Source organism: Nocardia aurea, from assembly GCF_003123685.1.
Taxonomy (GTDB): domain Bacteria; phylum Actinomycetota; class Actinomycetes; order Mycobacteriales; family Mycobacteriaceae; genus Nocardia; species Nocardia aurea.
This window is the reverse complement of record NZ_QCYJ01000180.1, coordinates 1-9,342: the sequence shown is the minus strand read 5'-3', so window position 1 is coordinate 9,342 and position 9,342 is coordinate 1. Positions and strand designations below refer to the sequence as shown.

13 protein-coding genes are annotated in these 9,342 nt (G+C 70.5%); 7 read left to right on the top strand and 6 right to left on the bottom strand.

The window, feature by feature from the left end:
* A partial coding sequence (locus DAT37_RS43645; protein WP_198654738.1) for a LytR C-terminal domain-containing protein occupies positions 1-485 on the top strand: 485 nt, incomplete at its 5' end.
* Positions 486-513: 28 nt separating this feature from the next.
* Here DAT37_RS43645 and DAT37_RS44735 read toward each other — a convergent pair.
* The gene (locus DAT37_RS44735) at positions 514-1,116 is read right to left on the bottom strand and encodes a TetR/AcrR family transcriptional regulator (RefSeq protein ID WP_198654737.1); all 603 of its coding nucleotides are present in this window, start codon (positions 1,114-1,116) and stop codon (positions 514-516) included.
* Between the two features lie 65 nt (positions 1,117-1,181).
* Between DAT37_RS44735 and DAT37_RS43630 the strand changes: the two genes are divergently transcribed.
* Positions 1,182-2,462, top strand: a complete 1,281-nt coding sequence (locus DAT37_RS43630) for a cytochrome P450 (protein ID WP_109530860.1) — start codon at positions 1,182-1,184, stop codon at positions 2,460-2,462.
* Here DAT37_RS43630 and DAT37_RS43625 read toward each other — a convergent pair.
* A complete protein-coding gene (locus DAT37_RS43625) occupies positions 2,425-2,547 on the bottom strand; it encodes a hypothetical protein (RefSeq protein WP_408637499.1) in 123 nt (40 codons plus the stop codon). The two genes, DAT37_RS43630 and DAT37_RS43625, sit on opposite strands and share 38 nt — an antisense overlap.
* A gap of 135 nt (positions 2,548-2,682) precedes the next feature.
* Between DAT37_RS43625 and DAT37_RS43620 the strand changes: the two genes are divergently transcribed.
* Complete coding sequence (locus DAT37_RS43620; RefSeq protein ID WP_109530861.1) at positions 2,683-3,015, top strand: ArsR/SmtB family transcription factor; 333 nt, start codon at positions 2,683-2,685, stop codon at positions 3,013-3,015.
* Positions 3,016-3,050: 35 nt separating this feature from the next.
* Positions 3,051-3,929: a 1,4-dihydroxy-2-naphthoyl-CoA synthase gene (locus DAT37_RS43615; RefSeq protein WP_109530858.1), complete on the top strand. Its 879-nt coding sequence runs from the start codon at positions 3,051-3,053 to the stop codon at positions 3,927-3,929.
* Positions 3,930-4,342: 413 nt separating this feature from the next.
* Here the strand turns inward: DAT37_RS43615 and DAT37_RS43610 are convergent, their stop codons facing one another.
* Positions 4,343-5,203: an alpha/beta fold hydrolase gene (locus DAT37_RS43610; RefSeq protein ID WP_109530857.1), complete on the bottom strand. Its 861-nt coding sequence runs from the start codon at positions 5,201-5,203 to the stop codon at positions 4,343-4,345.
* A 114-nt stretch (positions 5,204-5,317) separates the two neighbouring features.
* Between DAT37_RS43610 and DAT37_RS43605 the strand changes: the two genes are divergently transcribed.
* Complete coding sequence (locus DAT37_RS43605; protein ID WP_232840358.1) at positions 5,318-5,809, top strand: CGNR zinc finger domain-containing protein; 492 nt, start codon at positions 5,318-5,320, stop codon at positions 5,807-5,809.
* Between the two features lie 42 nt (positions 5,810-5,851).
* On the opposite strand, the gene DAT37_RS43600 is transcribed toward DAT37_RS43605, so the two are convergent.
* Positions 5,852-6,016: a hypothetical protein gene (locus DAT37_RS43600; RefSeq protein WP_198654736.1), complete on the bottom strand. Its 165-nt coding sequence runs from the start codon at positions 6,014-6,016 to the stop codon at positions 5,852-5,854.
* A gap of 56 nt (positions 6,017-6,072) precedes the next feature.
* Entirely contained in the window at positions 6,073-6,561 is a 489-nt protein-coding gene (locus DAT37_RS43595) for a MarR family winged helix-turn-helix transcriptional regulator (RefSeq protein ID WP_198654735.1), read from the bottom strand.
* Positions 6,562-6,611: 50 nt separating this feature from the next.
* Here DAT37_RS43595 and DAT37_RS43590 point away from each other — a divergent pair, with 50 nt between their 5' ends.
* Complete coding sequence (locus DAT37_RS43590) at positions 6,612-7,757, top strand: FAD-dependent monooxygenase (protein ID WP_109530854.1); 1,146 nt, start codon at positions 6,612-6,614, stop codon at positions 7,755-7,757.
* A 57-nt stretch (positions 7,758-7,814) separates the two neighbouring features.
* Here the strand turns inward: DAT37_RS43590 and DAT37_RS43585 are convergent, their stop codons facing one another.
* Complete coding sequence (locus DAT37_RS43585; RefSeq protein WP_109530853.1) at positions 7,815-8,690, bottom strand: 4-hydroxy-tetrahydrodipicolinate synthase family protein; 876 nt, start codon at positions 8,688-8,690, stop codon at positions 7,815-7,817.
* A gap of 71 nt (positions 8,691-8,761) precedes the next feature.
* Here DAT37_RS43585 and DAT37_RS43580 point away from each other — a divergent pair.
* The coding region (locus tag DAT37_RS43580; protein ID WP_109530852.1) for a LysR family transcriptional regulator at positions 8,762-9,342 on the top strand (581 nt) is incomplete at its 3' end.

The following is a 9,342-nucleotide window of genomic DNA, read 5'->3' as shown; positions in this document are numbered from 1 at the left end:
ACTACTCCGTCACCCACCCCGGCCGGGTCGAGTGGGTCCAGCCGCAGGCCGGCAGGCTCTTCCGGCTCGTCGCCGAGGACCGCGACCCCGGCGACGTCGAGGGCGGCCAGGCCAAGGTGTCCCGCTCGGAGGTGCACGTCGAGGTCCGCAACGGCACCTACCGCGTGGGCCTCGGGACCCAGATCGCGGCCCTGCTCGAACAGCGCGGCTACCACGTCACCAAGGTGGGCGACACGACTGTCAAGCCGTACGGGAAGACCTCGATCCTCTACTCCCCCAACGGCGAGACCCGCGTGCCCACCCTCGCCAAGGACGTGATAACCGCGACACCCAGGTCGGTGCCGCAGGCCCGTACCAGCCGGCTGGTGCTGGTCATCGGCGACGACTGGAGCGGGCTGAAGGCGGCACGCGCCGACGACCCTGAGGCGATCACCGAGGCGATCGACGGCTTCGCCGCCACCCACGACACCTGCGCCGCCACCTGACCCCGCCGCGCGCGGGGTCCGGCCGGAGCTAGGCCGTGAACAGTGACAGCGCGGCGAGCGCGTCCACGACCTGCCGGGCGTCGGGCGTGCTCGCCGGATCGAGCAGCCATTGGATCATGAGGCCGTCGGAGACGGCGATCAGCACGGAGACCAGCACCTCCGGCTGGACCGGCAGCTCGAACCCCAGCTCGGCACCGGTCCGGCCGATCATGTCGACGCCGGCCTGGCGCGCCCTGGCGTACGCGCCCGCCAGCTTCTCGCGCAGCACGGTCTCGCGCAGCGCCGCCGGGTAGCCCTCGACGCAGACGACGAGCTGGGGCCGCAGTTCGTCGAACACGTCGACCAGCGCCACCATGGCCCGCTCCAGCATCTCCCGCGGCGTGCCCGGCCCGGCGGTGCCGAAGATCGCCTCCTCGACCCGCCGGGTCCACGCGTCGAAGCAGCCGGCGATGGCCTCGTTCAGCAGGGCGTCCTTGCCGCCGAAGTGGTAGCCGATGGACGCCAGGTTGGTGCCCGAGGCCGCGACCAGGTCACGCGCGGTCGTGCGGGCGTAGCCCTTCTCCTGCAGGCAGCTCACCGCTCCGGCGAGGAGCCGCTCCCGGTATCCGCCGGCTTGTGTTGTCTGTGGCACGTGACCATGATACAGATGTATACGAACGTGTATGACGTACGTATATATCAATTGGAGGCACGAACATGCTCCCTCCCGGACCTCGGGCGCCGTCACCTGTGCAGACGGCATGGTTCCTGGCCGACCCCGTGCGCCTTCTCGAGAAGTGCCACCGCAGGTACGGCCCGATCTTCACCATGCGCTTCTTCGGCTTCCCGCCCGAGGTGTACGTGGCCACCGGCGAGCTGGCCGAGCAGGTCTACAAGACCGACCAGGGCGGCGGCAGGGCCGGCCAGGCCCGGGGCGACTTCCTCGAACCCGTGGTCGGCGTGCACTCGGTGCTCACGCTGGACGGCGACCCGTGGTGGCAGCACCGCAAACTGCTCAACCCGCCGCTGCGCGCCCGGCAGGTGGCCGGTTACCACGACGAGATCACTGAGATCACCGTCGAGCGGATCTCCACCTGGCCGCTCGACCGGCCCTTCACGCTGCGCTCCCGCATGCAGGAGATCACGCTGGAGGTGATCCTCCGGCTGGTCTTCGGCGTCCGCGACACGGAACTCCTCGGCAGCCTGCGCGTGCTGCTGCCCCGCCTGATGGAGCTCGGGAGCTCCGAGACCATCGCGATGACACCGCCCGGGGTGCGCCGGGTGATGGGGCGCGTGCCGTTCCTGCCGTACGGGAGGTTCCTGGGGGTGCGCGCGGCCGTGGACGCGATCCTGTACGGCGAGATAGCCCGCCGCCGCGCCGCTCCCGGCGGCACCGACGTGCTCGGGAGGCTGCTGGAGACCGAGCTCGACGACCAGGAGATCCGCGACGAGCTCATCACGCTGCTCCTGGCCGGCCACGAGACGACGGCCACCGGTCTCGCCTGGGCGTTCGAGCGGCTGCTCCGCACGCCGGACGTGCTCGAACGCCTGCCGGACGACGAAGCCTACCTCGACGCGGTGATCAAAGAGGTCCTGCGCGTCCGGCCGGTGGTGTACGAGGCGCCGAGGCTGCTCGACGCCCCGCTGCGGCTGGGCTCGTACGAGGTGCCGGCCGGATGGTACGCCGGGCCGAGCATCCCGCTGGTGCACCACGACCCCGAGGCGTTCCCCTCACCGGAGGAGTTCAGGCCGGAACGGTTCCTCGAAGGCGGGCACAACAGGTCATGGATGCCGTTCGGCGGCGGCAGGCGCTTCTGCGTCGGAGCGCAGCTGGCCCTGCTGGAGATGCGCGTGATCATCCGCGAGGTGCTGCACCGCCTCGAACTCACCGTGGCGGATCAGGCCCCGGAGGCCAGGCGGCTCACTGGCGTGACGCTCGCACCCGCGAAGGGGGCACGCGTCACCGCGCGGGCTCGGACTCCTGTTCGGAGCCCGTAGCCGGGTGCATGTCGTCGGGCTCCGAGTCGACCCCGAGCTCCTCGCGCAGCCGGTCATAGTCAATGGTGTGGCTGGCGTACTTCATCTGGCGAGCAGCCCTAGTCTGCTTCGCCTTGGCTCTTCCTCGGCCCATGGCTACTCCCTAGTCCCCGCTGTCATCCTAGCCAACAACGTTACGACTTGAAGAATTATGCAACTGCACTCGATTAGTCTGGTCACTATGCACGTGGAGGTCCACCAGGCCAAGGCCGACTTCTTCCGAACTCTCGGCCACCCCGCTCGCATCAGGGTGCTGGAGCTTCTCCAGGAAGGACCACTTCCCGTCCGGGATCTGCTCGCCCAGATCGACATCGAGGCGTCGAGCCTCTCCCAGCAGCTGGCGGTGCTGCGCAGGGCAGGGATCGTGAGCGCCATCCGCGAGGGGAGCACCGTCGTCTACACGCTGGCCACTCCAGAGCTCGCCCAGCTGCTCGGCACCGCCCGGCGCATCCTCACCGACATGCTGGTCGACCAGGGCGAGCTCCTGGCAGAGCTACGAGCCGAAGTCACCTAGCGGCACGGGCCCGGAGGTCCGTTAGGCTCTGGCCCATGGTCTCCGAGCTGTTCGATCCCAAGGCATGGCAGGCGGTCGAGGGATTCGACTTCACCGACATCACCTACCACCGGGCGGTCGACCAGGGCACGGTCCGCATCGCCTTCGACCGCCCGGAGGTGCGCAACGCCTTCCGGCCGCAGACGGTCGACGAGCTCTACCGGGCGCTCGACCATGCTCGCCAGACCACCGACGTCGGCTGCGTGCTGCTGACCGGCAACGGCCCGTCGCCCAAGGACGGCGGCTGGGCGTTCTGCTCCGGTGGCGACCAGCGGATCAGGGGCAAGGACGGCTACCAGTACGCCGACGGCTCCCCCTCGACCGGCCGCCTCCACATCCTGGAGGTGCAGCGGCTGATCCGGTTCATGCCCAAGGTCGTCATCTGCGTGGTGCCGGGCTGGGCGGCCGGCGGCGGGCACAGCCTGCACGTGGTGGCCGACCTCACGCTGGCCAGCGAGGAGCACGCCCGCTTCAAGCAGACGGACGCCGACGTGGCGAGCTTCGACGGCGGCTTCGGCTCCGCCTACCTGGCGCGCCAGGTCGGGCAGAAGTTCGCCCGCGAGATCTTCTTCCTCGGCGACACCTACTCGGCCGCCGACGCCCACCGCATGGGCATGGTCAACGCGGTGGTGCCGCACGCCGAGCTGGAGTCCACGGCCCTGGAGTGGTCACGCAAGATCAACGGCAAGTCGCCCACGGCTCAGCGGATGCTGAAGTTCGCCTTCAATATGATCGACGACGGGCTCGTGGGCCAGCAGGTCTTCGCCGGGGAGGCCACGCGGCTGGCGTACATGACGGACGAGGCCGCCGAGGGCCGCGACTCGTTCCTGGAGAAGCGGGCTCCAGACTGGTCGCCGTTCCCCTGGCACTACTGACCCCCGAACACCGCTGCCCCCCGGACACGGCTGACCGCTGAACACCGCGCCGCCGACGCGACCGCCCAGTCGATCATCGACGCCGCCGCCCCGCAGGGGATCGTCGCCGTGGGCTGATCCCGTTCATGACGGATGGAATGCCGCAACGGGGACCCGTGGTTGTTGTTGTTCAAACTTCAATCACGACTCCAGGGGGTCGTCATGGAACTCCTCTTCATGGTCATCATGGTTCTCCTCCTCGGCGCTGGGCTGACGCCGCGGTGTCCGCGCTGGTGCTGAGCGGCATCAGGGACCGCCAGTGGCCGGTGCTGTGGCGGCGCCGTGTCGTCTACCGGGGCTTCCTGCCGCGCTGAGCAGTCCGCACCCCGCGCTGAGCAGTCCGCGGCGGCGTGGCCGGAACGCCGTGGCGGGGCTCAGACGGCGAGGCCGCGCAGGAAGCGCCGGACGAGGGAGGCGATCTCCGGGAGGTGCGTCTCCAGAGCGAAGTGGCCGGTGTCCAGCAGGTGGACTTCGGCGTTCTTCACGTCACGGGCGAACGCCAGCGCCCCTTCCGGCCCGAAGATCTCGTCGTGCCGCCCCCAGACGGCGAGCACGGGAGGCTGGTGGATACGCAGGTAGTCATGCCACACCGGGTATCTCTCGACGTTCGTGCGGTAGTCGAGGAACAGCGCGAGCTGGATGTCGTGGTTGCCCGGCCGGTCGAGCAGGGCCTGGTCGAGCGCCTCCTTGTCGGGGTTGACGAGGGAGGCGTCGCTTACGCCGTGGCTGTACTGCCAGTGGGTGGCCTCCCGGGTGTAGAGGGTGCGCAGCGGCTCGACGTTCTGGGCCGAGGGGTCGGCCCACGCCTTGCGGAGCACCTCCCAGAACGGGGTCAGCCCGTCCTCGTAGGCGTTGCCGTTCTGCGTGATGATGCCGGTGATCCGATCCGGATGGCGGACGGCGAGCCGGAATCCGACCGGCGAGCCGTAGTCGTGCACGTAGACGGCGTACCGGCGGACCCCGAGCGAGTCGACCAGCCGGTCGACCACGTCGGCCAGACGGTCGAACGTGTAGTCCCACTCGTCGGCGGCCGGCGCGGAGCTGTGCCCGAACCCCGGGTAGTCGGGTGCGATCAGGTGGAACTCGTCGGCCAGGTCGGCGATCAGCTCCTGGTACGCGATCGACGAGGTCGGGAACCCGTGGAGCAGGACGAGCGCAGGCGCTGACGGGTCGCCCGCCTCGCGGTAGAAGACGTCCAGCCCGTCGATCACCACGGTCCGGTAGTGAATGGTCACGGCCTTAACCTCCTAAATTGGCTTTGATGGTTAAGTGGTAACATGGCGAGCACTAACCAGTCAAACTGCTTTTAGGGGTTAAGCGTGCGAGTCCGGCCGCTCCGTGGTGAGCCCGTGGCGTTGGACCTGGTCAACACCGTGTGGAGGGAGCACGGTGAGCCGGTCGACCAGTTAGATGACCTCGAAGCCGTGCGCGCCTGGCTCGACGAGCACGGCCTGCCCGGCGATGACGACCTCGAAGGGGTGCGCGACCGGCTCCGGCAGGCCCGCGACGCTCTGCGCGCCGCGCTCGAAGAGGGGGATTTCCGCCGGCTCAACGCCGTGCTCGGCCATGGCGCCACCCGGCCGATGATGCGCGGCGCCGAGCCGTACGACGTGGTGGTCGTGGAGGATCCGGCGTGGCACGCGGCCTGGGCGGCGACGGCCGCGTTCGCGCGCCTGATAGGCGAGCGGCCCGAGCGGGTGCGCAAGTGCGCGCACCCCGACTGCGTGCTCTGGTTCCTCGACGCCAGCAAGAACGGCACCCGCCGCTGGTGCTCCATGGAGGGGTGCGGCAACCGGGCCAAGGTTGGCCGGTTCAACCGACGCCAGAAGCCCGCCGGCTGATCGCACGCGAAACCCGCCCGCGTCGCCCGCTCACCTGCGCTGTCACTCGACGAGGAGGGCGTACTGGGCGGCGTAACGGCCGAGGCGCTCCACCGACCGCTCGCCCCGCACCACCTCGATGCCCAGCTCCGGCGCCTTGGCGTGCTCGACCAGGGTGATGATCCGCCCGCGGTCCTCGACCAGTTCCAGCGAGACGTCCACCGCCACGCCGCCCGCCCCGTCGAGCGTGCCGTCTCAACCATGGTTGAGGTCAAGGTTTCACGTTAAACATCGTCCGATCCGTCGGCGGTCAGCATGGCGGTGGCGGCGCGCTGGGTGGCGGTGGCCCGGGTGAGGAAGTCGAGGACCAGTTCCAGTTGCTCGTCGGTGTAGCCCTCGTACAGCTCGGCCAGCCCTCGCACCAGCGGCTCGAACAGCTCGGCGAACCCCGCCAGCCGCTCGAAGTTGATCTCCACGATGACCCGCCGCCGGTCCTTCGCATCGCGCACGCGGCGCACCAGCCACTTGCGCTCAAGCCGGTCGATCAGCCCGCTCACCGAGGCCGGCGCCAGCCCCGTGTGCTGCGAGATCTCCCCCGCCGTCAGCGGCCCGAGCCGCTGGAGCAGGTCGAGCGCCTTCTCCTCGGTCATGCCGAGGCCGATCCGCTCGCCCATGGCCGTGTGGTACATGACGGCGGCGTTGCTGTTGTCCCGGCCGGCTTCGCCCAGCGCCTCCAGCAAATTCTTTCGGTGCTCCGAAATACCTCTGGACACGACTCCTCCTCGCGCCATATATTTCTTTCGACCGAACGAAAGGTATCACGATGAAGGCTCTGATCATAGGTTGCGGCATCGGCGGCCCGGCGACGGCGATGGCCCTGCAGCGGGCGGGCATCGAGGCCGAGGTCTTCGAGGCTTACCCGGCGTCCGCCGAGGGCGTTGGCGCGTTCCTCAACGTCGCCTCGAACGGCCTTGACGCGCTGCGCGTGCTCGGCGCCCACCGGAAGGTGATGGCCGCCGGCATCCCCACCCCGCACATGGTGATGTGGAGCGGCACCGGCAAGCGCCTGGGCGAGGTGGCGAACGGGCTCGCGCTGGAGGACGGCACGGTCAGCCACACGATCCTGCGCTCCGACCTCTACCGCGTCGTCCGCGACGAGGCCGTCTCCCGCGGGGTCCCCATCACGTACGGCAAGCGCCTGGTGGACTTCGAGGACACCGGGGACAAGGTGGTGGCCCGGTTCGAGGACGGCGGCGAGGCGGTGGGCGACATCCTGATCGCCGCCGACGGAGTCCGCTCGCGCATCCGGCACCTCCTCGACCCGCAGGCGCCGGAACCGCGCTACAGCGGCCTCTACAGCCTGGGCGGCATCGTCCACGACGCGGGCTTCGCCGGTGAGCCCGGCGTGTACAACATGATCTTCGGTAAGCGGGCCTTCTTCGGCTACACCGTGACGCGGACCGGCGACGCCTGGTGGTTCGCCAACCTCCCGCGCGCCCTCGGGGATGTGCCCGCGGACTGGAAGCCGGTGCTGCTGGAGGCGTTCGCCGACGACGCCGGGAGCGCGGCGGAGCTGATCGAGCGCAGCCGTGTGGACGGCGGGCTGCCGGTCCACGACCTGCCGCCGGTGCCGACCTGGCATCGCGGCAGGGTCGTGCTGACGGGCGACGCCGCCCACGCCACGTCTCCCAGCGCCGGGCAGGGCGCGTCGCTGGCGATCGAAGACGGGATCGTGCTGGCCAGGTGCCTGCGCGACTCCGCCGGCCACCGGGAGGCGTTCGAGCGGTTCGAGGCCGAGCGGCGCGGCAGGGTGGAGCGCGTCGTGGCCTACTCCCGGACGATCAGCAACGGCAAGGCCGCGGGGCCGGTGGCCCGGGTGTTCCGCGACCTGGCGCTGCCGTTCTTCCTGAAGAAGACCGCCAGCCAGGAGTCACTGGCCTGGATGTACCGCCACCATGTCGCACTCTGAGAGCACCCGCGACAGCACCTGCGAGAGCACCAAAGCAAGCACCAACGCGAGCACGTGTTACAGCTCCTGCGACAGCACCTGTGACGCCCGCGACACCGCCGGCGCGCTCGCCGGCACCAGGGGCAGCCGCACGTCAGGCGCCGGGATCAGGCCCCTGGCGTGCAGCACCCCCTTGATGACGGTGGGGTTCGGCTCGGCGAAGAGCGCCACCGAGAGCCTGGCCAGCCGGTGTCCGAGCTCCCTGGCCCGGCGGACGTCGCCCGCCCGCCACGCCCCGGCCAGCTCGGCGAACCGGCCGGTGGCCAGGTGCGCGGAGGCCAGGATGCCGCCGGAGGCGCCCAGCGCGAGCAGCGGAGACACGAACACGTCGTCGCCGCCCAGCACGGCGAAGCCCTCCGGCAGGTCGCCCAGCAGGTCCACGGCGTCCTGGTCGACGCCGCCCGCGGCGTACTTCACCCCGGCGACCATCGGGTGCCCGCCCAGGTGACGCAGCGTGGCGGCGCTCACCGGCTGCCCCGTGCGGTAGGGGATGTGGTAGATCACCAGCGGCACCGGCGTCTCCTCGGCCAGCGTCTCGAAGTACGCGACGACGCCCGCCTCCGAGGGCCGCAGGAAGTAGGGCACGGTCACCAGCGCCGCCGTGACGTCCGGCGGCAGCTCACTCAGCGCCGCGAGGACCGACCGCGGCTCGTTGCCGGTGACGCCGACCGTCAGCGGCGCCTCCCGGTCCCGGCAGACCCGCGCGCACACCTCGATCACCCGAGCCCGCTCCTCGGGGGACAGCGCCGCGACCTCCCCGGTGGTGCCCAGCGCCACCAGCCCCGAGGCGCCCTCGTCGAGCACGTGCCCGGCGAGCTTCTCCACCGCGTCGAGCGCCACCTCTCCGGTGGCGGTGAACGGCGTGACCAGAGGTACGTGGATTCCCTTCAGCATGCTTCGAGCCTGTAGTCGAAAGACCCGTTAGGTCCAGCTCGGATTCCTGCGGTTGAGCTTAAGCTTTACTGATGCTCGATCCACGCAAGCTCCGGCTCCTCCGCGAACTGGCCAGGCGCGGCACCATCGCGGCCGTGGCCGAGGCCGTGACCTTCACCCCGTCGGCGGTCTCCCAGCAGCTCGGCGCGCTGGAGAGGGAGGCGGGTGTGCCGCTCCTCGAACGCACCGGCCGGACGGTCACCCTGACGCCCGCCGGCCACCTGCTGGTGGAGCACGCGCAGGCCGTACTCGAACAACTGGAGCGCGCGTCGGCGGCGCTCGCCGCGGTGCGCGGGGAGCCGTCCGGGCCGCTGCGGATCGGCGCGTTCCCGACGGCGGCCCGCGTGCTGATGCCGCCCGCGCTGGCCGAATTGGCGCGTGCCCACCCCGCGCTGGAGCCGATGGTGGCCGAGATCGACCCGGCCGACGTCTCCGGCGCGCTGCGGGCGGGCGAACTGGACGTCGCCCTGGTCCACGAGTACGACTTCGTGCCGCCGGTCACCGACGCCTCGCTGGCCACCGAGCCGCTGTTCGGCGAGCCCATGTACCTGACCGGCCGCGCGACCGTCGCCGACGCCCGCGACGACCCCTGGATCATGAACAAGCCGGGCAC

What these genes read in the sequence shown, in the direction of transcription:
- DAT37_RS43625 (WP_408637499.1), bottom strand. Translation starts at nt 2,547, where the DNA reads ATGAAGTACGCCAGCCACACCATTGACTATGACCGGCTGCGCGAGGAG.
- DAT37_RS43590 (WP_109530854.1), top strand. Translation starts at nt 6,612, where the DNA reads ATGAAGGCTCTGATCATAGGTTGCGGCATCGGCGGCCCGGCGACGGCG.
- DAT37_RS43615 (WP_109530858.1), top strand. Translation starts at nt 3,051, where the DNA reads ATGGTCTCCGAGCTGTTCGATCCCAAGGCATGGCAGGCGGTCGAGGGA.
- DAT37_RS43585 (WP_109530853.1), bottom strand. Translation starts at nt 8,690, where the DNA reads ATGCTGAAGGGAATCCACGTACCTCTGGTCACGCCGTTCACCGCCACC.
- DAT37_RS43620 (WP_109530861.1), top strand. Translation starts at nt 2,683, where the DNA reads ATGCACGTGGAGGTCCACCAGGCCAAGGCCGACTTCTTCCGAACTCTC.
- DAT37_RS43630 (WP_109530860.1), top strand. Translation starts at nt 1,182, where the DNA reads ATGCTCCCTCCCGGACCTCGGGCGCCGTCACCTGTGCAGACGGCATGG.